The organism is Kosakonia sp. YIM B13571, assembly GCF_042788095.1.
In the GTDB taxonomy this organism is placed as follows: domain Bacteria; phylum Pseudomonadota; class Gammaproteobacteria; order Enterobacterales; family Enterobacteriaceae; genus Kosakonia; species Kosakonia quasisacchari.
The window spans coordinates 143,601-165,493 of the sequence record NZ_JBHZPL010000006.1 but is presented as its reverse complement, the minus strand read 5'-3'; the positions used below and the strand labels follow the sequence as shown (position 1 = coordinate 165,493).

The following is a 21,893-nucleotide window of genomic DNA, read 5'->3' as shown; positions in this document are numbered from 1 at the left end:
CAATCTCCTCGCCCGCCTTCTGTTCTGTTCCTTATACTTAAGCTCACCACCGGTTCGCCTGAACCTGTGTATGAACAGAATAGCTATCCAATTATTGCGGAAGAGAACAAATGAAAATTCGCCCAGCCCTTTTTGCCCTGGGAATGACTACCCTGCTTGCCGGGTGTCAGAACATGAACTCCAACGGTTTTCTTAGCTCAGGAGCGGAAGCGTTCCAGGCCTACACGTTGAGCGACGCGCAGGTAAAAGCGCTAAGCGATGACGCCTGTAAACAGATGGACAGCAAAGCGACCATCGCACCGGCCAGCAGCCCGTATACACAGCGTTTGAATAAAATTGCCACCGCTCTGGGTGACAACATCAATGGCCAGCCAGTGAATTACAAAGTCTACGTGGCAAAAGATGTTAACGCCTTCGCCATGGCGAATGGCTGCATCCGCGTCTACAGCGCGTTAATGGACATGATGACTGATAACGAAGTTGAAGCGGTGATTGGCCACGAAATGGGTCACGTGGCGCTTGGCCATGTGAAGAAAGGCATGCAGGTTGCGCTCGGCACCAATGCGGTACGCGCGGCGGCGGCCTCCGCAGGCGGGATTGTGGGCAGCTTGTCGCAGTCGCAGCTTGGCGCACTGGGCGAGCAACTGGTTAATTCCCAGTTCTCGCAGCGCCAGGAGTCCGAAGCGGATGACTACTCTTACGACCTGTTGCGCAAACGCGGTATCAACCCAGCCGGGTTAGCCACCAGCTTCGAAAAACTGGCGAAGATGGAAGAAGGCCGTCAGAGTTCAATGTTTGACGATCACCCCGCCTCGGCTGAACGTGCGCAGCATATCCGCGATCGCATGGCGGCAGATGGCATTAAATAAGCCATTGGGAGGCAATCTTGCCTCCCTTTTTGTTTCACCTGAAAAAAGCACAGCGAATAAAACGCTTCAATTACCAAAGTGTTCGAACGGATTGCAACGCGTTGAATAGTTTACAACACGCGTGTTTTCCCGGTTACCCGGAAGGATGTTGTCAGCGGTTACAATGGCGTGTTATCCCGCCAATATAAAGTCGGCCTCCACCAGAAGAGCAGCTTGACCTGCTGATAAAAAAATCCCCTCCGCGCCGTGCTGGCGAGGAAGGGATTTCGTTCGTTACCGGTCAGAGGCTATAAATTGCGTTACTCATCTTCCAGATAGGTGTAGCCGTAAAGCCCGGCTTCGAACTCTTCGAGGAACTGCTGTTGCAGCGTCTCATCGAGCCCGGTCTGTTTCACCTGATCGCGGAACTGCGTCAGCAGCGTTTTCGGATCGAGCTGCACGTACTGCAACATATCCGCCACAGTGTCGCCTTCATCAGAAAGCTCCACTTCAACGCTGCCATCCGGGAAGACAAATACGTTAACCGCTTCGGTATCGCCGAACAGGTTATGCATGTTACCGAGGATCTCCTGGTAAGCACCGACCATAAAGAAGCCCAGCATCGGCGGATTCTCCGGGTCGTATTCCGGGATCGGCATGGTCGTCGCAATCCCGTCGCCATCCACGTAGTGATCGATAGCGCCATCGGAATCACACGTAATATCCAGCAGCACCGCACGGCGTTCCGGCGCGTGGTTCAATCCTTCTAACGGCAGAACCGGGAACAACTGATCGATCCCCCACGCATCCGGCATTGACTGGAACAGTGAGAAATTGACGTACATTTTGTCCGCCATGCGCTCCTGCAACTCATCAATAATCGGGCGATGCGCGCGGTTGCTCGGATCAAGCTGTTTTTGCACTTCGTGGCACATATTCAGATACAGCTGTTCGGCCCACGCACGCTCTTGCAGACTGAACGTGCCGGAAGAGTAACCGACATGAATATCGTGCAGATCCATCTGGCTGTCATGCAGCCACTCGCGCAGTGAACGGCGCGTACCCGGTTCATGCATCTCCTGCCAGGTTTCCCACATGCTCTGCAACGCGCGCGGCGCGTCTTCGGCCGGAGGGATCGCTGGCGTGTATTCGTTACGCTCAACGCCAATAATGTTAGAAACCAGCACGGTATGGTGCGCGGTCACCGCGCGGCCAGACTCGGTGATCACCGTCGGGTGCGGCAGGCCGTGCTCTTCACAGGCATCGCCAATCGCCCAAATGATGTTGTTGGCATATTCATTCAGGCCATAGTTCACGGAACAATCTGACTGGGAACGCGTACCTTCATAGTCCACACCCAGGCCACCGCCCACGTCGAAGCACTGAATATTGACGCCAAGCTTATGCAACTCAACATAGAAACGCGCTGACTCGCGCACGCCAGTGGCGATATCGCGAATGTTCGCCATCTGCGAACCAAGATGGAAATGCAGCAACTGGATGCTATCCAGACGCCCGCGCTCGCGCAGCATTTCCACCAGTTGCAGAACCTGGGTTGCCGCCAGACCAAATTTTGATTTCTCGCCGCCGGAGGACTGCCATTTCCCGGAGCCTTGCGATGCCAGACGCGCACGCACGCCAAGACGCGGTACCACGTTCAGGCGTTCTGCTTCTTCCAGTACGATGGCGATTTCGGTCATTTTCTCAATCACCAGATAGACCTTATGGCCCATCTTTTCGCCAATCAGCGCGAGGCGAATGTATTCACGGTCTTTATAGCCATTACACACAATCACCGAACGGGTCATGCCCGCATGCGCCAGTACCGCCATCAGCTCCGCTTTTGAACCCGCTTCCAGTCCCAGCGGTTCGCCGGAATGGATCAGGGACTCAATCACGCGGCGATGCTGGTTCACCTTGATTGGGTAAACCAGGAAATAGTCACCGTTGTAACCGTAAGATTCACGCGCGCGTTTGAAAGCGGCGTTAATCGAACGCAGACGATGCTGCAGGATCTGCGGGAAACAGAATAGCGCGGGCAGACGTTGCCCCTGCGCTTCACGCGCTTTCACCAGCTGCGCCAGGTCGACACGGGCATGGGGGACATCCGGATCCGGGCAAACGCTGATATGGCCCAACTCGTTGACGTCGTAGTAATTATTGCCCCACCAGGCAATGTTATAAGTACGAAGCATCTTGCTGGCTTCCTGGGAGCTCATCGCAACCTCCTGCATGGAACGTAGTACACCTTGTTCGCCCGCTGACGAAGGCGAAACCGAAGACATGTCGTCAGACATAGCAAACCTCAATAGATGAAAGTGTATACCGTGTGCACGTCACGACGCCCAATGGCGGCAGCGCGAGAATGCATAAGGATAAAATAGTTGACTACTATCGCAGTGACACATAGCGATAACAACCCATAAACAGTCTGACTTTTCAGCGCAATATGCTGAAGCACCGACTGTGCGACCGGTTTCTTATTCATATCATTGTAAACACGTATCGGGACTCGAGTATGACAGCCCGGCGAAACCACGAGAAAACCCCTGATTTAACAGGAGAGCCCTTGTTCAGTTATCACAATGCCTTACCGGCCCTGGAGTCCTGAGAAGCACCGAAATGGGTATAACATCGGCAGGTTTGCAGATTCGAAATGCAGGTTGCGGGGAATAAACGCACGTCAGAACGACGCGACAGGTCCTGTAGAAAACAGCGCTTCATTATCTCTTATCACCTCCACGCAAGCCGTTAAGACCCGCGACAAGCCAAAGCCATTAAATTCACTGCTTAACCCGGCTGGAAGTGGCGACACAGCGTTTCGGCCGTGCGCTTTTTTAATGAGCCGCGCGCGGCGTTTTATACCGATAACGGGGTGAAAATGCAAAATAAAAAAGCTGTGTTTGCCGCATTGCCAGGAAAATTTTCCGTCACTATTTGTGACAGGATGTGGAGAGCATCAAAAAACGCTGGCAATAGGGCCAGGATTTAACCTAGAATAGCCATCCAGATGTTAATCCGTCCATACGTGAAGAATGTATGCGCAGAACCGATTAACACGCAGACTTCATGTGTCACCTTCTGCAGTCCGCGTCCGCCAGACGCGAAGACCTCCGGACACAGAATTCGAGCTAACCGTATTACTCCAGGGTGAAAACTTACTATGGCAAAACACCTTTTTACGTCCGAGTCCGTCTCTGAAGGGCATCCTGACAAAATCGCTGACCAAATTTCCGACGCCGTGCTGGACGCTATCCTCGAGCAGGATCCGAAAGCACGCGTTGCCTGCGAAACCTATGTAAAAACCGGCATGGTCCTGGTCGGTGGAGAAATCACCACCAGCGCGTGGGTTGATATCGAAGAGATCACCCGTAACACCGTACGTGAAATCGGCTATGTGCATTCTGACATGGGCTTTGACGCAAACTCCTGCGCCGTACTGAGCGCAATTGGTAAACAGTCTCCGGATATCAACCAGGGCGTTGACCGTGCAGACCCGCTGGAACAGGGCGCTGGCGACCAGGGCTTGATGTTTGGTTATGCGACCAATGAAACCGACGTGCTGATGCCAGCACCGATCACCTATGCTCACCGTCTGGTTCAGCGCCAGGCTGAAGTGCGTAAAAACGGCACGCTGCCATGGCTGCGTCCGGACGCGAAAAGCCAGGTGACGTTCCAGTATGACGACGGCAAAATCGTCGGCATTGACGCGGTGGTTTTGTCTACTCAGCACGCAGAAGATATCGATCAGAAATCCCTGCAAGAAGCGGTGATGGAAGAGATCATCAAACCGATCCTGCCGACCGAATGGCTGAATGCCTCAACCAAATTCTTCATCAACCCGACAGGCCGTTTCGTTATCGGTGGCCCAATGGGCGACTGCGGTCTGACCGGGCGTAAAATCATCGTTGATACCTACGGCGGCATGGCTCGTCACGGCGGCGGCGCATTCTCCGGTAAAGATCCGTCAAAAGTTGACCGTTCCGCCGCATATGCCGCGCGTTACGTTGCGAAAAACATCGTTGCGGCTGGCCTTGCCGATCGCTGTGAAATCCAGGTCTCTTACGCTATCGGTGTAGCTGAACCGACCTCTATCATGGTGGAAACGTTCGGTACGGAGAAAATTGCCCTCGAACAGCTGACACTGCTGGTGCGCGAGTTCTTCGATCTGCGTCCGTACGGCCTGATCCAGATGCTGGATCTGCTGCACCCGATCTACAAACAAACCGCCGCATACGGTCACTTTGGTCGCGAAACTTTCCCATGGGAAAAAACCGACAAAGCGGCGCTGCTGCGTGAAGCTGCCGGTCTGGAATAATTCTCTGACCGCGTTGCTGTTCAGGCCAGCCTTGTGCTGGCCTTTTTACTTTTTACACCTGTTCATTCCGTCACACTTTTCCCCAGTACCTATACTCACTTATCTCGTATCGTATTTATCTGAAAGCGATTACACCGCTACGCTTCGCTGATTTTTCAGAGTTTTCCTTTTGAAAAATGAGCGCAGCATGATTGTTACATCACGTTTCGGTTTAGTCTGAAACTCACCGCACCCCCTCTCCTTTATCCGCCAACAATTCTATAATAATTAACACTTTTATTTACATTAGCGGCTTTATTGCTATGTAACCGATTACACTGATGTGATGTAAATCACGTATTTTTAGTGATGAGTGGCCTACCTTTTACATCGAAAAAACCAATGACATGAATGGAGGGCATAATGCCTGACAATAAAAAACAGGGGTATTCAAACAAGGCAATGACCTTCTTTGTTTGCTTCCTCGCTGCACTGGCAGGACTGCTTTTTGGCCTGGATATTGGGGTAATCGCGGGCGCGTTGCCCTTTATTACCAAAGATTTTCAGATTAGCTCGTACACGCAAGAGTGGGTGGTCAGCTCAATGATGTTCGGTGCCGCCGTTGGTGCCGTCGGCAGCGGCTGGCTCTCCTGGCGCCTGGGACGTAAAAAAAGCCTGATGATTGGCGCGATCTTGTTTGTCATCGGTTCACTCTGCTCTGCAGCCGCGCCAAACGTGGAAGTGCTGATTATTTCCCGCGTACTGCTCGGCCTCGCGGTCGGTGTTGCTTCTTATACTGCGCCGCTGTATCTCTCTGAAATCGCACCGGAAAAAATTCGCGGCAGTATGATTTCCATGTACCAACTGATGATCACCATCGGGATTCTTGGCGCTTATCTTTCTGATACCGCGTTCAGCTACAGTGGCGCATGGCGCTGGATGCTGGGCGTCATCATCATTCCGGCAATTTTGCTGCTGATTGGCGTGTTCTTCCTACCGGACAGCCCGCGCTGGTTTGCCGCCAAGCGCCGCTTCCATGACGCCGAACGGGTGTTGTTGCGCCTGCGCGATACCAGCGCCGAAGCGAAAAATGAACTGGAAGAGATCCGCGAAAGCCTGCAAGTAAAACAGTCCGGCTGGGCGCTGTTCAAAGAGAACAGCAACTTCCGCCGTGCTGTGTTCCTTGGCGTATTGCTGCAAGTGATGCAGCAGTTCACCGGGATGAACGTCATTATGTATTACGCGCCGAAGATCTTTGAGCTGGCGGGCTACACCAATACCACCGAACAAATGTGGGGGACGGTGATCGTCGGTCTGACTAACGTACTGGCGACCTTTATTGCCATCGGTCTTGTGGATCGCTGGGGACGCAAACCCACGCTGGTGCTGGGCTTCATGGTGATGGCGGCCGGTATGGGCATTTTGGGTACCATGCTGCATCTGGGTATCCATTCGCCGTCGGCGCAATACTTTGCTGTCGCCATGCTGCTGATGTTTATTGTTGGCTTCGCCATGAGTGCCGGTCCGTTGATTTGGGTGCTGTGTTCCGAAATTCAACCGCTGAAAGGCCGCGACTTCGGTATCACCTGCTCCACCGCGACCAACTGGATTGCCAATATGATCGTCGGCGCAACCTTCCTGACCATGCTGAACACGCTGGGCAACGCCAACACCTTCTGGGTTTACGGCGGTCTGAACGTCCTGTTCATCCTGCTGACCCTGTGGCTGGTGCCGGAAACCAAACATGTTTCGCTGGAGCACATCGAGCGTAACCTGATGCGTGGCCGCCCGCTGCGCGAAATTGGTTCCCATAACTAACCTTAAAGGCTTCTTCTGCGGAAGAAGCCTTTGCTTTTTGCCTGTTGCACTCATGCCCCGCCCCACCTATTCTCTGCACTTATGAAAACACCCCGTCTCCCAATCGCCCTTCAGCAAGCCGTGATGCGCAGCCTGCGGGATAAACTCACGCAAGCGAACCTAAAACTGGGGCGCAACTACCCGGAACCGAGACTGGTATATCAACAGCGCGGCACGGCGGCAGGCACCGCCTGGCTGGCCGATTACGAAATCCGGCTTAACCCCGTTTTGCTACTCGAAAACCAGCAAGCGTTTATTGAAGATGTGGTTCCACACGAACTGGCACATTTACTGGTGTGGAAACATTTTGGTCGCGTCGCACCGCACGGCAAAGAGTGGAAGTGGATGATGGAGAGTGTGCTCGGTGTACCCGCTCGCCGCACACATCAGTTCGAACTGGAATCTGTGCGACGCAATACTTTCCCATACCATTGCAAATGTCAGCAGCACCAATTAACCGTGCGACGACACAACCGGGTGCTGCGCGGAGAGGCAGTTTACCGCTGCGTACACTGCGGCGAACCGCTGGCTGCCGGCGCGAGTAACTGAATCCATTAAGAAGTTTTCCGCGCTAACTGATTGCATCAGGCAACAGCTTCCGCTACGTTGCGAGCTCGTTTTGACAGGGAGCTCGCCATGTTTCGTTTTATCTCACTCTTCTTCGCGCTGATCGCTGTTCCCACCTTCGCGGCAGACGGCATCAACAGTTTTGCCCAGGCCAAAGCAGCCGGCGTCAAAGTTAACGCCGATGTGCCTGGCGATTTCTACTGCGGCTGTAAAATCAACTGGCAGGGTAAAAAAGGGGTTATCGACCTCGTGTCTTGCGGCTACCAGGTGCGTAAAAACGAAAACCGCGCCAGCCGGGTCGAATGGGAACATGTCATGCCCGCCTGGCAGTTCGGCCATCTGCGCCAGTGCTGGCAGGATGGCGGGCGTAAAAACTGCGCCAAAGATCCGGTGTACCGTAAAATCGAAAGCGATATGCATAACCTGCAACCCGCCGTCGGCGAGGTAAATGGCGATCGCGGCAACTTTATGTATGGTCAATGGAACGGCGGCGAAAGCCAGTACGGCCAGTGCGGCATGAAAATCGATTTCAAAGAAAAACTCGCTGAGCCGCCGGTGCGCGCTCGCGGTGCGATTGCCCGCACCTATTTCTATATGCGTGACCAGTACCAACTCAGCCTTTCACGCCAACAAACTCAGCTTTTCACCGCCTGGGACAAGCTTTATCCGGTAACCGACTGGGAGTGCAAGCGTGATGAGCGAATCGCCAATGTGCAGGGCAACCATAACCCTTATGTGCAGCGCGCTTGCATGGCGCGAAAGAGCTAACCTACACTAGCGGCAATTGTTAAAGCCCGCCCCGTCCACCCACCTCGGCCGGGGCTGCAACCTAAGCGGATTCGAAAAACCATGCGCATACCCCGCATCCACCATCCAGAACTTATCCAGCCAAGCCATGAGATCGCTCTCAGCGAAGATGCCGCCAACCATGTCGGACGCGTGTTGCGAATGGGGCAAGGCCAGGTCATTCAGCTTTTCGACGGTTCTAATCAGGTATTTGAAGCCGAAATTGTCCGCGCCGATAAAAAAAACGTGGTGGTGAAAATCCTTAGCAGTGAAGTGGATGACCGGGAATCGCCGCTGCATATTCATCTCGGTCAGGTGATGTCGCGCGGTGAAAAAATGGAATTCACTATCCAGAAATCGATTGAGCTTGGGGTAAGCCTCATTACGCCACTTTTTTCTGAGCGCTGCGGGGTTAAACTGGATGCTGAACGTCTGAACAAAAAGCTCCAGCAGTGGCAAAAAATTGCCATTGCCGCTTGTGAACAGTGCGGCCGCAACCGGGTGCCGGAAATTCGCCCGGCGATGGATCTCGAAGCCTGGTGCGCCGAAGAGGAAGCTGGCTTAAAGTTGAATCTGCATCCGCGCGCCAGCCAAAGCATCAACACGCTGCCGCTACCTGTCGAACGCGTGCGCTTACTGATTGGGCCGGAGGGCGGGTTATCCGCCGACGAGATTGCGATGACCGCGCGCTATCAGTTCACAGATATTTTGTTAGGCCCCCGTGTGCTACGCACAGAGACTACGGCGCTTACCGCCATCACCGCGCTTCAGGTGCGCTTCGGCGACCTGGGTTGAAAGGAGAAGCAGAATGATCAAGCTCGGCATCGTGATGGATCCCATCGCGGACATTAACATCAAAAAAGACTCCAGCTTCGCCATGCTGCTGGAAGCTCAGCGCCGCGGCTACGAGCTGCATTATATGGAGATGGCGGATCTTTATCTGATCAACGGTGAAGCCCGCGCCCGTACCCGCACGTTGTCCGTCGAACATAATTACGACAAATGGTATGAATTTGGCAGCGAGCAGGATCTTGCTCTCGCTGAGCTGGACACCATCCTGATGCGTAAAGATCCGCCGTTTGATACCGAATATATTTATGCGACATACATTCTTGAACGCGCGGAAGAAAAAGGCACGTTGATCGTTAACAAACCGCAGAGTCTGCGCGACTGCAACGAAAAGCTGTTCACCGCCTGGTTCCCGGAATTGACCCCGGAAACGCTGGTCACCCGCAACAAAGCACAACTGAAAGCCTTCTGGCAAAAGCACACTGACATCATTCTTAAGCCGCTGGACGGCATGGGTGGCACCTCGATTTTCCGCGTGAAAGAGGGCGATCCCAACCTCGCCGTTATCGCCGAAACGCTCACAGAGTTGGGTAATCGCTACTGCATGGCACAGAACTACCTGCCCGCCATCAAAGATGGCGACAAACGTGTGCTGGTCGTTGATGGCGAGCCAGTACCTTACTGCCTGGCGCGCATTCCGCAGGGCGGTGAAACTCGCGGTAACCTCGCAGCAGGTGGCCGCGGCGAACCGCGCCCGTTAAGCGAAAGCGACTGGGCTATCGCGCGTAAAGTCGCGCCGGTGCTGAAAGCCAAAGGGTTGATCTTTGTCGGCCTGGATATTATCGGCGATCGCCTGACCGAAATTAACGTCACCAGCCCGACCTGCATACGCGAAATCGAAGCGGAATTCCCGATCTCCATTACCGGTATGTTGATGGATGCTATCGAGAAACGCCTCGGAAAGTAACGGTCGCTCAGACGGAGCGGGAAGGACCCCGCTCCCCGCCAGCTTTGGCTAGTGACAGCACCCCGCTTTCCCCCCATACTAAGCTGTCGCTTTTTTGAACCAGGAAACAGAACCTCTGACAATGAATTTACAGCATCACTTTCTTATTGCCATGCCTGCTCTTCAGGATCCCCTTTTTCGTCGCTCCGTGGTTTACATTTGTGAGTACAACGATGAAGGTGCGATGGGGCTGATTATTAATAAGCCGCTGGAAAACCTGAAAGTGGAAGGTGTTCTGGAAAAACTCAAAATCCAGCCCACTGAACGCGATCCAGCAATCCGCCTGGATAAACCCGTGCTGCTTGGCGGCCCGTTGGCTGAAGATCGCGGTTTTATCCTGCATACACCGCCGGCAACGTTCGCGTCGAGCATTCGCGTGTCGGATAACACCGTGATCACCACCTCGCGCGATGTGCTTGAGACGCTTGGCACGGCAGATCAACCGAACGAAGTGCTGGTAGCGCTGGGCTATGCCTCGTGGGAGAAAGGGCAGCTCGAGGAGGAGATCCTTGATAACGCCTGGCTCACTGCACCTGCTGATCTCAACATTCTGTTTAAAACGCCAATAGCCGATCGCTGGCGTGAAGCGGCCAAACTTATCGGTATCGACATCTCCACCATGCCTGGCGTTGCGGGGCACGCCTGATGAGCGGAACCTTGTTAGCCTTTGATTTCGGTACCAAAAGCATTGGCGTTGCCATCGGGCAGCGCATCACCGGTACGGCTCGCCCGCTCAGCGCACTGAAAGCGCAGGACGGCACGCCGGACTGGAAGCTTATCGAAAAGCTGTTAAAAGAGTGGCAACCCGAGTCCGTGATTGTGGGTTTACCGTTGAATATGGACGGCACAGAGCAGCCACTCACCGCCCGAGCCCGTAACTTTGCCAACAAAGTTCATGGCCGTTTTGGCGTACAAGTTACCCTGCATGATGAGCGCTTGAGCACCGTTGAAGCCCGCGCCGGGCTGTTCGAACGCGGCGGTTTTCGCGCACTCGACAAAGGCAGTGTTGATTCCGCATCAGCGGTAATCATCCTTGAGAGCTACTTCGAACAACATTTTTAAACCTGCCACGACTAACAACTCTCTCTGTTACTGACTCAACGAAAGCCGCGACCTGTTCGCGGCTTTCTGCCGATCGTTCTCACAGTTTCTGGCTGTGCATTTTGCATTTCATTCCGTGTTTCTATAAAAGAAACATATCAGCATTCACCAGTGTCAGGATTTTTCCGTCAGGCGTTTAACCAACATGTGAAGTGCCTGCAGGCGCGTTTCCACGACCGTGTCGTCAACGTGCCACATTCCGGCAAAGGCGAGCGCAGCAGAGTGCGCGCCAAGCGGTTTTGCCATTGAGACTTCACCGTCGTTATGGTGCCAGACCACATGGCCGCGCTCGCGCTGCTCAGCGACATGCGGGCCAAGCTGCAGCCACTGCTCTTCGCTAAAGCGCTGTTGCAGAGTTTCATCACTTTCTGCCGCCAGTAACGCCATGCCAATGACGGACTGCCAGGCCGGGAGCATATGAAAACCGGCCAGCGCCTGGCTGACCTGGCTACCGGGTTCGGAGTGATAGATATAGATAACCTGATCCTCCCAGAGTACGCCCATAGCCACGACGATATCTTTCGGGGCATGGCTTTCCAGTAGCGGCAGCGCCTGGGAGAACAGTGCCGAACCACGGATGGCCTGCGCCGCCAGCGCGTGTATACCGGGGCCGGGCAGATAGCGACGCTGTGCATCCTGCATCGTCAGGCCAATAGAAGCCATGGTCATCAACAACCGGTTCACACGGGTCGTGTTAATGCCCATCAGGCGCGCCAGTTCGCGACAGCCAATGGCGCGATCGCTGGAAACCAGATACTGCAGGCAGCGAATGCCGTCGATCAGGCTTTGATTGGGTTGTGAAGACATTGCAGGTTCGCTTTTCAGGTTGCTCGAAAAACCGATTTTACCGCCAGTCAAGAAGGAAACAAGGTTATGAAAATCTTTCCTCAAACCGATGCAAGAACATTTCCAGTGCAGCGGCTCCATGCTGACCTGTTAGTCGCAGGTGGCGGGCTGGCGGGACTTTGTGCCGCGCTGGCGGCAGCGCGAGACGGCTTGCAGGTAGTGCTGATTCAGGACAGGCCCGTTCTTGGCGGGAATGCCTCCAGCGAAGTGCGTTTGTGGGCCAACGGTGCAACCTCACATATGGGCAATAATAACCGCTGGGCGCGGGAAGGCGGCATCATGGGCGAAATCATGGAAGAGAACCTCTGGCGGAACAAAGAGGGAAACCCGGTGATGTTCGATCTCGTGTTGTTGGATCTTGCCAAAAGCCAGCCGGGGCTGACACTGCTGCTCAATACTGCCGTTTTTGAGGTAGAGAAATCGGGAAGTGCCCTCACTGCGGTAAAAGCCTTCAACCCCATTAACGAAACCTTTTACACCGTAAGCGCCATGCAATTCTGCGACGCCACTGGCGACGGCGTGATCGGTTTTCTGGCTGGAGCAGAATACCGTGAAGGTGCAGAAGAAGCAGAGGAACTGGGCGAAAAAATGGCGCCCGGTGACAATTTTGGTCATAAGCTGGGCCACTCCATCTATTTTTACACCAAGCAAACCACCGGGCCGGTAAACTTTGTTCCTCCCTCTTTCGCCCTGAAAGATATCACCGCGATCCCGCGCTACAAGCGCCTGACTTCAACGCTGAACGGCTGCGATTTGTGGTGGCTGGAGTGGGGAGGCCGCCTCGATACCGTGCACGAAAGTGAAGAGATCAAATGGGAACTGTGGAAGATTGTCTGGGGCGTCTGGGATCATATTAAAAATTCTGGCGAATTCCCGGAAGCCGCCAATATGACTATCGAATGGGTCGGCGCGATCCCCGGTAAGCGCGAAAGCCGCCGTTTCCTTGGCGATCATTTGCTGTGCCAGCAGGACATTATTGAGCAGCACGACCACTACGACGCCGTAGGTTATGGCGGTTGGTCGATAGATTTGCACCCGGCGGATGGCGTTTACAGCACCCACGACGGCTGTCGACAGTTTCACAGCAAAGGCACCTACACCATTCCGTTTCGCAGCCTCTACAGCCGCTCGCTTGATAACTTATTGCTTACCGGGCGGCTCATCTCAGCCTCTCATGTCGCCTTCGGCAGCGCCCGCGTGATGTGTACCTGCGGTCTGCTGGGCGAAGTCGTCGGGCGCGCCGCCGCACAGTGTAAGGCGCTGAATCTGCTGCAGCGTGAGCTGGCGCAGCGGGAACATATCGGCGCTTTACAGCAGCATTTACAGGCTACAGGCTGCTATATCCCACGCCAGTGGTTGAACGACCCAGCGCAAGGAGCCACCGTCAGCGCCAGCAGCGAATACCAACTGAACGAGCTGAAACCCAACGGTGGCTGGCAGCCGCTTTCAGAACGCATGGCGCTACTGTTGCCAGTGCGCGCGGGTGCGCAGCTACCCGAGATGACGCTACATTTGCGGGCATCAACACCGCAGCCACTGGCGGTTTCGCTGCTTGGCAGCGCGCGTGCCGGGAACTTCACCCCAGACTATCAATACGACGAAAACGTGCTTCAGGTTTCCGGCGAAGCGGAGCACACCCTGACCTTCCACTGGCAAAGCGATCGCGACCAGTATGTATTTGTCGCTTTCGAAGCGCAGGAAGGTATCGAAATTGCGCTCACGAGTACCCACCTGCCAGGCATTATGACGGTGTTTAACAGCCTTAACGCCCGCGTAGCAAAACACACCCGACAGGTCGCGGACGGCGATTATGGCGTCGACGAATTCGATTTCTGGCTGCCGCGCCGTCACCCGCAGCAGATTTTCCCTGCCCTGCGTTTCAGCCAGCCACTGAATGCCTGGTGTGCGCAGAATGTATTAAATGGCCGCTTGCGTCCGGAGCAGCAAATCAACGCATGGACACCCGCCGCTGACGATGTCACCCCGGAAATCATCTGGCGCTGGGCGGAGCCACAAACGCTGCGGCATCTGACGCTGGTGCAGGATAACGACTTCGATAACGCAATGGAGTCGGTCCAAATGGGTCACCATTATGCCGTAACGCCACACTGCATTACGCACTACCGCCTGTGGGCCGACGAACAGCTACTGGCCGAGGTGGAAAACAACCACCACTCGGTGTGCCAGCACAGGCTGGATGTGCCGCTGACGGTGCGCAGCGTCAGGCTGGAGATCCTGAAAACGGCGGGCGCACTGCCTGCGGTTTATTCACTCAACATTCGCTAAAGCCAGCCTTGCAGCACGCGCTGTTGGTGACTTTGTGTGAAAGTCTGCATTCCCGCCTGTTGCCCGGTTTGCATCACGCCGGGCAACTGGTGCGTTTTACCTTCACGGATCAGGCTCGCCACCGCCGGAGAGTTGATCAGCAACTCGAATAACGCCACACGTCCTCCGCGCTTGTCCGCCGCAAGTTTTTGCGCCAGCACCGCCTGCAGGCTCCCCGCGAGTTGGCTGCGCACAGGATCTTTTTCTTGCGCCGGAAAAGTATCGACCAACCGCTCGACAGCTTGTGCCGCACCACGCGTATGCAACGTCGCCAGCACCAGATGCCCGGTTTCAGCAGCGGTCAGCGCCAGACGGATGGTTTCACTGTCTCGCAGCTCACCGAGCAGGATCACATCCGGATCTTCACGCAGGGCCGCGCGAAGACCGTCGGCAAATGACGTGCAATGCAAACCGACTTCTCGCTGCTGAATCAGGCAGCGGTTGCTGGCGTGGACAAACTCGATCGGATCTTCCAGCGTCAGAATATGCGCATCGTTATGTTGATTAAGGTGATCCACCATGGCTGCCAGGGTAGTGGATTTGCCACTACCGGTCGCGCCCGTCACCAGTATCAGGCCGTTTTCCCGCCCAAGTAACTCGCTCAGCGAGACGGGCGTATCCAGTTCACTCAGCAGTGGGCAGCGTTGCGGCAGTAAGCGTAACGCCAGCGAAACACCACCGTGACGCGTAAAGGCCCCTGCCCGCAGCCTATGCCCTGCGGCTGTTGTCAGGGCAAAATCGACCTGCCCCCGCTCTCGCCACAGGCGCTGCTGAGCCGTATTGAGATGCAGATCAATCAGCCCGGCGATATCCGCTATTTCAAACGGGGCGGGCTCCAGCCGCCCTTGCTGCCGCCAGCGCGGCACTGAGCCACTGCACAGGTGTAGATCCGAGACATTATGCTTTACACTAAGCGCCACTATTTCTTCTATATCCATATAGCCATCCTGGAATCATGAACGATATTGCGCATAACCTGGCACAGGTCCGGGACAAAATCTCAGCCGCCGCCGCGCGTTGCGGCCGTGCTTCAGAAGAAGTGACGTTGCTTGCAGTCAGCAAAACCAAACCTGCGAGCGCTGTCGCAGAAGCGATTAATGCCGGGCAACATGCTTTTGGCGAAAACTATGTTCAGGAAGGAGTGGATAAAATTAACCACTTCAGGCAACTGGGCGTTCAGGGTTTGCAATGGCACTTTATTGGCCCGTTACAGTCCAACAAAAGTCGTTTGGTGGCGGAAAACTTCGACTGGTGCCACACGGTAGACAGGTTGCGCATTGCCAGCCGTTTAAGCGAGCAGCGCCCGGCAACATTAGCGCCACTGAATGTACTTATCCAAATCAACATCAGCGATGAGGAAAGCAAATCCGGTATCGCGCTCAGCGAGTTGGATGCGCTGGCCGCCCAAGTGGCCGAGCTACCCGGCGTTTGCCTGCGAGGGTTGATGGCGATACCTGCGCCGCAAGCAGATTACGAAGGCCAGTTTGCCGTGGCACGGCAAATGGCTGTAGCATTTGAGGCGTTGAAAACACGCTATCCGACGGTGGATACCCTGTCATTGGGCATGTCCGACGATATGACCGCCGCCATTGCGGCGGGAAGCACGATGGTGCGCATTGGTACAGCCATTTTTGGTGCGCGCGATTACACAAAAAATTAAGGAAAACTGAGGAACGCCATGAAGACGTTGACTTTCCTGCTCTCGACAGTAATTGAACTCTACACAATGGTTCTGCTGTTACGTGTCTGGATGCAGTGGGCACGCTGCGATTTTTACAACCCATTTTCGCAGTTCGTGGTCAAGGCCACGCAGCCGATTGTCGGGCCGCTGCGCCGCGTGTTGCCCGCGCTGGGGCCGCTGGATAGCGCCTCGCTGCTGATTGCCTTTATTCTGTCGTTTATCAAAGCGATAGTGATATTTATGGTGATCACCTTCCAGCCGATTATCTGGATTTCCGCCCTGCTGATTTTACTGAAAACCATCGGCTTAATGATTTTCTGGGTACTGCTGGTGATGGCCATCATGAGTTGGGTCAGCCAGGGACGCAGCCCGGTGGAATATGTGCTCATGCAGTTGACCGAGCCGCTGCTGCGCCCGATCCGCAGTTTGCTCCCGTCGATGGGCGGCATCGATTTTTCACCGATGATTCTGGTGCTGCTGTTATACGTTCTGAATATGGGAATTGCGGAAGTGCTGCAATCTACTGGCGATATCCTGCTGCCGGGGCTGTGGATGGCACTATGAGTGCCGTCGTTACCTGTGAAGATGGGCTGGTGTTGCGGCTGTATATTCAGCCCAAAGCCAGCCGTGACGCAATTATCGGGCTGCATGGCGACGAGCTAAAAGTCGCCATCACCGCCCCGCCAGTGGACGGCCAGGCCAATGCACACCTGGTAAAATTCCTCGCTAAGCAGTTCCGCGTGGCGAAAAACCAGGTCGTCATTGAAAAAGGCGAACTAGGCCGCCACAAACAGATTAAAATCTCACATCCGCAACAGATCCCGACCGAAGTCGCGGCGCTGATACATTAGGATCCGCTATGCAAAAAGTTGTCCTCGCTACCGGTAACGCCGGTAAGGTGCGCGAGTTGGCCTCGCTGCTGAATGATTTTGGCTTTGATGTCGTCGCACAAACGGAGTTAGGTGTGGAGTCCGCAGAAGAGACTGGCCTGACGTTTATTGAAAACGCGATCCTCAAAGCGCGCCACGCAGCGCAAGTTACTGGCCTGCCTGCGATTGCCGACGATTCCGGCCTTGCTGTGGATGCTCTCGGTGGTGCGCCTGGGATTTATTCCGCCCGTTATTCCGGCGTTGACGCCAGCGACCAGCAGAACCTGGAAAAACTGCTCGACGCGCTAAAAGATGTGCCGGACGCTGAGCGCAAAGCACAATTCCACTGCGTACTGGTCTATTTGCGTCATGCAGATGATCCGACCCCGGTGGTGTGCCACGGTAGCTGGCCTGGCGTGATTACGCGGCAGGCTGCCGGTAACGGCGGCTTTGGCTACGATCCGATTTTCTTTGTCCCTGCTGAGGGCAAAACCGCAGCGGAGCTCACCCGCGAAGAAAAAAGCGCGATCTCCCACCGTGGACAAGCGTTGAAACTGTTACTGGAAGCATTGCGTAATGGCTGATTTGCCGCCTCTGAGCCTTTATATACATATCCCGTGGTGCGTGCAGAAATGCCCGTACTGCGATTTCAATTCCCACGCATTGAAGGGCGAAGTGCCGCACGACGACTACGTTCAGCATTTACTGAACGATCTTGATGCCGATGTTGCCTACGCGCAGGGACGTGAAATAAAGACCATTTTTATTGGTGGTGGTACGCCGAGTCTGCTCTCTGGCCCGGCAATGCAAACATTGCTGGACGGCGTTCGCGCGCGTTTACCGCTCGCACTGGATGCAGAAATTACGATGGAAGCCAACCCCGGAACCGTGGAGGCCGACCGCTTTGTCGATTACCAACGTGCCGGCGTGAACCGCATTTCGATTGGCGTACAAAGTTTTAGCGAAACGAAGTTACAACGCCTTGGGCGCATTCACGGCCCGCAGGAAGCCAAACGCGCTGCGCACCTGGCGAGCGGGCTGGGGCTACGCAGCTTTAACCTTGATTTAATGCACGGATTGCCGGATCAGTCGCTGGAAGAAGCGCTGGATGACTTGCGCCAGGCGATTGCACTCAACCCGCCGCATTTGTCGTGGTATCAGCTCACCATTGAACCCAATACGCTGTTTGGCTCACGTCCTCCGGTGCTACCAGACGACGATGCGCTCTGGGACATTTTCGAACAGGGCCACCAGATCCTCACCGCCGCCGGGTATCAGCAATATGAAACCTCGGCTTACGCGAAGCCCGGCTACCAGTGCCAGCACAATCTCAACTACTGGCGTTTTGGTGACTATCTGGGTATTGGTTGTGGCGCGCACGGGAAAGTGACGTTTCCGGATGGGCGTATTCTGCGTACGGCAAAAACACGTCATCCTCGCGGTTATATGCAGGGCAATTACCTGGATAAGCAGCAAGAAGTTGAGGAGCAAGATAAACCGTTCGAGTTCTTTATGAACCGTTTCCGCCTACTTGAACCCGCACCGCGTGCTGATTTTTCACGTTATACCGGTCTGGATGAGCGCGTTATTCGCCCGCAAATTGAGGAAGCACTGAAGCTGAATTATTTGACAGAAAATGAAGAGAACTGGCAGATAACGGAACACGGTAAGTTATTTCTTAATTCCCTATTGGAACTATTTCTTGCCGAATAATTCAGATGCTGGCTGTTCAGTTATCTGAACAGCCAGCCCGGGATAAATCAGCCACTAAAGAATATTACGCTGGTACAGTAGAACATAATCCGTCGATTAACGCAGTCTAGTCTGGGTGAGCGCCACAACGAGATAATAATGGCGCTAAAGGCAAAAATAACAGCCTTCGTATACAGAAGGCTGCTGATTGCGGTTACTTAAGTCCTGAGGTTAATGCCTTACGGCTCTCTTCCAGCGTCACTACACGCTTACAGACATCTTTACCGAACTGCTGGAAATCCGCTTCCTGGTTTTTCCACTCGTTTTGGATAGAGGTCTGTAAACCGCCAAGGCTACCTAAGACGTTTTGTAATGGGTTACCACCGCTTTTCAGCACCGCTTTCGCACCCATTTCATTAATGCTGTCCTGCAGAATGCCGCCCATCGCCTGATTCACCAGTTGCTGGCCGTCCGCGCGGACTTGCTCAATCGCTTTATAGTGGAAGGTCAGGCCATCGCTACGATGCTCAATAATGCGATTCATCTGCTCTTTTAATTGTGCATCAAGCTTGGTCAGGCGATTACGCATGCTGCTGCTTTCACCTACCTCTTTAACGATGATTTTATCCAGCGCGATGCGGTTTTTCTCAACACGACTACGCGCACCATCGTCAATCCATGGCAGTGCGCTGCGCAGTTCTGCCTGGTAATCTTTTGCCTGTTCGCGCTGCGCGGCGCTAAGTGTCGGTTGTTTGCCGTTGAACATCACATTGCCATCCGGTGTGATAACCAGATTGCCGTTCTCCCCTTTAACCTGCACGATTTGCGGGCTGATGATCACATCGTCACGCGGCGTGACGCTACATTGATAGTCGGCCTGAGCCGCGAATGCTGTGAGCGTAAGAGCCGCCGCCAGTAGCGTTTTGCGCATCATAAATACTCCTGTAGAGACAAAACGGGCCAGCAAATGCTGGCCCCTTATGCTTTAGTTAGTCCCACCAAACGTCGAAAAGTTCGCTAACGCGCACCTCAGTCACCTGGTGTTCTTCAAGCCATTTGCGCACGATAGCCTGATGCTCTTCAGTACATTTGCCAATCTCTTGCAGGCAAATCAGACCATCCCACGCCAGATAACCGCTACCGTCAAACGCCAGCTTATTCGGCTCAATCACTTCCTGAATAAAGTCATCAACCGTTTTATCAATCTGCTCTTCGCTGGTGCCTTCCGGGAAGCGCCATGCAACAGAAAAACCCAGTTCCTGAAATTCATCGATGTGCATTTTTTTACGCAAACGACGGCTGCGGTTTGTTGCCATTATTTCACCCTCTCGAACATTAAGTCCCATACGCCGTGGCCAAGACGATGGCCACGCTGTTCAAATTTGGTTACCGGGCGCGACTCTGGACGCGGCACAAAGTCGTTTGTCGCCGACAGGTTTTTGTAACCGTCGATGGACGTCATCACTTCCAGCATATGCTGCGCGTAGGCTTCCCAGTCTGTCGCCATATGAAACACGCCGCCCAGCTTGAGCTTGCTTTTCACCAGTTCAGCAAAGGGTACCTGAACGATGCGGCGTTTATTATGACGTGCTTTATGCCATGGGTCAGGGAAAAAGAGCTGCACCATGTTCAAAGAATTGTCAGGAATCATCTTGTGCAACACTTCCACCGCGTCGTGGCACATTACGCGCAGGTTTTCGACACCCTCTTCATGTGCGGAGGAGAGGCAAGCGCCAACGCCCGGCGAGTGAACTTCAATGCCGAGGAAATTCTGCTCCGGGCGCATCTTCGCCATTTCAACCAGCGACGCGCCCATGCCAAAACCAATCTCCAGGGTAACCGGTGACGTGCGGCCAAACAGTGCAGTGAAATCAAGCGGCTGTTCAGTGAACTCAACGCCCATCACCGGCCAGTAATTATCCAGCGCGTGTTGCTGCCCTTTCGTCAGGCGGCCCTGGCGACGGACAAAGCTGCGAATGCGGCGCAACGGGCGGCCGTTTTCATCAAATTCCGGTGAAATGACGTCGTTATTCATAAAATGATCTGCTTGTGAGAGTGTTCAGGAAACGGGCATTATCCAAAGTTCATCGCCCGATGCAAGCACCGGAAAGTTCCGGTTTACAGCTCATCGCCTCTGTGCTGCAATCTTCGCCCCTGATTACGTGATTCTGGTGACCATGCAAGCGTCTCAATTTTCAGCCCAGGTGCTGGGCTGGTACGACAAATACGGGCGAAAAACCCTGCCCTGGCAAATTGAAAAAACGCCTTACAAAGTATGGCTATCGGAAGTGATGTTGCAACAAACGCAAGTGGCAACCGTCATCCCCTACTTCCAGCGGTTTATGGCGCGTTTTCCAACGGTTACCGATCTGGCGAACGCACCGCTGGATGAAGTCCTGCATCTATGGACCGGGCTGGGCTATTACGCTCGAGCCCGCAACTTACATAAAGCCGCACAACAGGTAGCAAACCAGCACGCAGGTCGTTTCCCGGAAACGTTCGAAGAGGTCGCTGCGTTGCCGGGTGTCGGCCGCTCGACCGCGGGCGCAATCCTCTCTTTATCACTGGGCAAGCATTTTCCTATTCTCGATGGCAACGTGAAACGCGTGCTGGCGCGCTGCTATGCGGTTGACGGTTGGCCGGGTAAAAAAGAGGTGGAAAAGCGTTTGTGGGAGATCAGCACAGAGGTCACCCCCGCTCAGGGCGTCGAGCGTTTTAACCAGGCGATGATGGATCTGGGCGCGATGGTTTGCACCCGCTCGAAACCGAAATGCGAGCTCTGCCCGCTGCAAACGGGTTGTGAAGCCTACGCGGCGAACACATGGGCACAATATCCGGGTAAAAAACCGAAACAGACGCTGCCCGAACGGACCGGTTATCTTCTGCTGATGCAGCATGAAGGTGAAGTGTACCTTGAGCAGCGACCACCAAGCGGGCTGTGGGGCGGGTTATTCTGCTTCCCGCAATTCAGCGATGAGGCCAGCCTGCGAGCCTGGCTGGCGCAGAGGAAGATTAGCGCCGATAATCTCAGCCAACTTGTGGCGTTTCGCCATACATTTAGCCATTTCCATCTGGATATTGTGCCTATGTGGCTTGGTGTGTCCTCGTTCTCGTCTTGCATGGATGAGAGCGCAGGTCTTTGGTATAACTTAGCGCAACCGCCATCCGTCGGTCTGGCGGCTCCCGTGGAACGCCTGATACAGCAATTACGCGCCGAAGTCCGTTAGGC

General features: G+C 54.5%; 23 protein-coding genes. 16 read left to right on the top strand and 7 right to left on the bottom strand.

Going from position 1 to position 21,893, the window contains the following annotated elements; translation table 11 throughout:
* Positions 1-110: 110 nt before the first annotated feature.
* Complete coding sequence (locus ACFX4O_RS16090) at positions 111-869, top strand: M48 family metallopeptidase (protein ID WP_131408568.1); 759 nt, start codon at positions 111-113, stop codon at positions 867-869.
* 299 nt (positions 870-1,168) lie between these two features.
* Here ACFX4O_RS16090 and speA read toward each other — a convergent pair whose 3' ends face one another.
* Positions 1,169-3,145: a biosynthetic arginine decarboxylase gene (gene speA, locus ACFX4O_RS16085; RefSeq protein WP_131408570.1), complete on the bottom strand. Its 1,977-nt coding sequence runs from the start codon at positions 3,143-3,145 to the stop codon at positions 1,169-1,171.
* 8 nt (positions 3,146-3,153) lie between these two features.
* Positions 3,154-3,336 carry an acid stress response protein YqgB gene (gene yqgB, locus ACFX4O_RS16080; RefSeq protein ID WP_380210912.1) on the bottom strand — a complete coding sequence of 61 codons (183 nt, stop codon included), beginning with the start codon at positions 3,334-3,336 and terminating at the stop codon, positions 3,154-3,156.
* 675 nt (positions 3,337-4,011) lie between these two features.
* On the opposite strand from yqgB, the gene metK reads away from it, so the two are divergent.
* From metK to ruvX, 8 genes are all read left to right on the top strand, one after another.
* Positions 4,012-5,166, top strand: coding sequence for a methionine adenosyltransferase (gene metK / locus ACFX4O_RS16075; RefSeq protein ID WP_380210910.1), 1,155 nt, complete (start codon positions 4,012-4,014; stop codon positions 5,164-5,166).
* Positions 5,167-5,568: 402 nt separating this feature from the next.
* Positions 5,569-6,963, top strand: a complete 1,395-nt coding sequence (locus ACFX4O_RS16070) for a sugar porter family MFS transporter (RefSeq protein WP_380210908.1) — start codon at positions 5,569-5,571, stop codon at positions 6,961-6,963.
* Between the two features lie 81 nt (positions 6,964-7,044).
* Positions 7,045-7,551, top strand: coding sequence for a SprT family zinc-dependent metalloprotease (locus tag ACFX4O_RS16065; protein ID WP_380210906.1), 507 nt, complete (start codon positions 7,045-7,047; stop codon positions 7,549-7,551).
* A gap of 87 nt (positions 7,552-7,638) precedes the next feature.
* The gene (gene endA / locus ACFX4O_RS16060) at positions 7,639-8,337 is read left to right on the top strand and encodes a deoxyribonuclease I (RefSeq protein WP_380210905.1); all 699 of its coding nucleotides are present in this window, start codon (positions 7,639-7,641) and stop codon (positions 8,335-8,337) included.
* A gap of 81 nt (positions 8,338-8,418) precedes the next feature.
* Positions 8,419-9,150 carry a 16S rRNA (uracil(1498)-N(3))-methyltransferase gene (gene rsmE, locus ACFX4O_RS16055; RefSeq protein ID WP_380210903.1) on the top strand — a complete coding sequence of 244 codons (732 nt, stop codon included), beginning with the start codon at positions 8,419-8,421 and terminating at the stop codon, positions 9,148-9,150.
* A 13-nt stretch (positions 9,151-9,163) separates the two neighbouring features.
* Positions 9,164-10,111: a glutathione synthase gene (gene gshB, locus ACFX4O_RS16050; protein ID WP_380210901.1), complete on the top strand. Its 948-nt coding sequence runs from the start codon at positions 9,164-9,166 to the stop codon at positions 10,109-10,111.
* Positions 10,112-10,232: 121 nt separating this feature from the next.
* Complete coding sequence (locus tag ACFX4O_RS16045) at positions 10,233-10,796, top strand: YqgE/AlgH family protein (protein WP_170312057.1); 564 nt, start codon at positions 10,233-10,235, stop codon at positions 10,794-10,796.
* On the top strand, positions 10,796-11,212 hold the full coding sequence (ruvX, locus tag ACFX4O_RS16040; protein WP_017457579.1) for a Holliday junction resolvase RuvX: 417 nt from the start codon (positions 10,796-10,798) through the stop codon (positions 11,210-11,212). The genes ACFX4O_RS16045 and ruvX overlap by 1 nt, the downstream gene beginning before the upstream one ends.
* A 153-nt stretch (positions 11,213-11,365) precedes the next feature.
* Here ruvX and ACFX4O_RS16035 read toward each other — a convergent pair whose 3' ends face one another.
* Entirely contained in the window at positions 11,366-12,058 is a 693-nt protein-coding gene (locus tag ACFX4O_RS16035) for an IclR family transcriptional regulator (RefSeq protein WP_131408590.1), read from the bottom strand.
* Between the two features lie 66 nt (positions 12,059-12,124).
* Here ACFX4O_RS16035 and ACFX4O_RS16030 point away from each other — a divergent pair, with 66 nt between their 5' ends.
* Positions 12,125-14,383 (top strand): FAD-dependent oxidoreductase, encoded by a 2,259-nt coding sequence (locus ACFX4O_RS16030; RefSeq protein ID WP_380210898.1) that lies wholly within the window; start codon positions 12,125-12,127, stop codon positions 14,381-14,383.
* Here ACFX4O_RS16030 and ACFX4O_RS16025 read toward each other — a convergent pair.
* Complete coding sequence (locus ACFX4O_RS16025) at positions 14,380-15,360, bottom strand: type IV pilus twitching motility protein PilT (RefSeq protein ID WP_380210896.1); 981 nt, start codon at positions 15,358-15,360, stop codon at positions 14,380-14,382. The two genes, ACFX4O_RS16030 and ACFX4O_RS16025, sit on opposite strands and share 4 nt — an antisense overlap.
* A 17-nt stretch (positions 15,361-15,377) precedes the next feature.
* Here ACFX4O_RS16025 and ACFX4O_RS16020 point away from each other — a divergent pair, with 17 nt between their 5' ends.
* From ACFX4O_RS16020 to hemW, 5 genes are read left to right on the top strand one after another with little or no spacing between them, the layout of a single operon-like run.
* Entirely contained in the window at positions 15,378-16,082 is a 705-nt protein-coding gene (locus tag ACFX4O_RS16020) for a YggS family pyridoxal phosphate-dependent enzyme (protein WP_380210894.1), read from the top strand.
* Positions 16,083-16,100: 18 nt separating this feature from the next.
* The gene (locus ACFX4O_RS16015) at positions 16,101-16,667 is read left to right on the top strand and encodes a YggT family protein (protein ID WP_131408598.1); all 567 of its coding nucleotides are present in this window, start codon (positions 16,101-16,103) and stop codon (positions 16,665-16,667) included.
* Positions 16,664-16,954: a DUF167 family protein YggU gene (yggU, locus tag ACFX4O_RS16010; RefSeq protein WP_017457573.1), complete on the top strand. Its 291-nt coding sequence runs from the start codon at positions 16,664-16,666 to the stop codon at positions 16,952-16,954. Before ACFX4O_RS16015 ends, yggU begins: the two co-directional genes overlap by 4 nt.
* An 8-nt stretch (positions 16,955-16,962) precedes the next feature.
* Positions 16,963-17,556 (top strand): XTP/dITP diphosphatase, encoded by a 594-nt coding sequence (locus ACFX4O_RS16005; protein WP_380210892.1) that lies wholly within the window; start codon positions 16,963-16,965, stop codon positions 17,554-17,556.
* Positions 17,549-18,685, top strand: coding sequence for a radical SAM family heme chaperone HemW (hemW, locus tag ACFX4O_RS16000; protein ID WP_380210890.1), 1,137 nt, complete (start codon positions 17,549-17,551; stop codon positions 18,683-18,685). Before ACFX4O_RS16005 ends, hemW begins: the two co-directional genes overlap by 8 nt.
* A 193-nt stretch (positions 18,686-18,878) precedes the next feature.
* Here the strand turns inward: hemW and ACFX4O_RS15995 are convergent, their stop codons facing one another.
* From ACFX4O_RS15995 to trmB, 3 genes are read right to left on the bottom strand one after another with little or no spacing between them, the layout of a single operon-like run.
* Positions 18,879-19,598 carry a DUF2884 domain-containing protein gene (locus tag ACFX4O_RS15995; protein ID WP_380210888.1) on the bottom strand — a complete coding sequence of 240 codons (720 nt, stop codon included), beginning with the start codon at positions 19,596-19,598 and terminating at the stop codon, positions 18,879-18,881.
* A 55-nt stretch (positions 19,599-19,653) separates the two neighbouring features.
* Complete coding sequence (locus ACFX4O_RS15990) at positions 19,654-19,980, bottom strand: YggL family protein (protein ID WP_086873489.1); 327 nt, start codon at positions 19,978-19,980, stop codon at positions 19,654-19,656.
* Entirely contained in the window at positions 19,980-20,699 is a 720-nt protein-coding gene (trmB, locus tag ACFX4O_RS15985; protein ID WP_065370088.1) for a tRNA (guanosine(46)-N7)-methyltransferase TrmB, read from the bottom strand. The genes ACFX4O_RS15990 and trmB overlap by 1 nt, the downstream gene beginning before the upstream one ends.
* A 142-nt stretch (positions 20,700-20,841) precedes the next feature.
* On the opposite strand from trmB, the gene mutY reads away from it, so the two are divergent.
* Complete coding sequence (gene mutY / locus ACFX4O_RS15980; protein ID WP_380210886.1) at positions 20,842-21,891, top strand: A/G-specific adenine glycosylase; 1,050 nt, start codon at positions 20,842-20,844, stop codon at positions 21,889-21,891.
* The last annotated feature ends 2 nt before the right edge of the window (positions 21,892-21,893 follow it).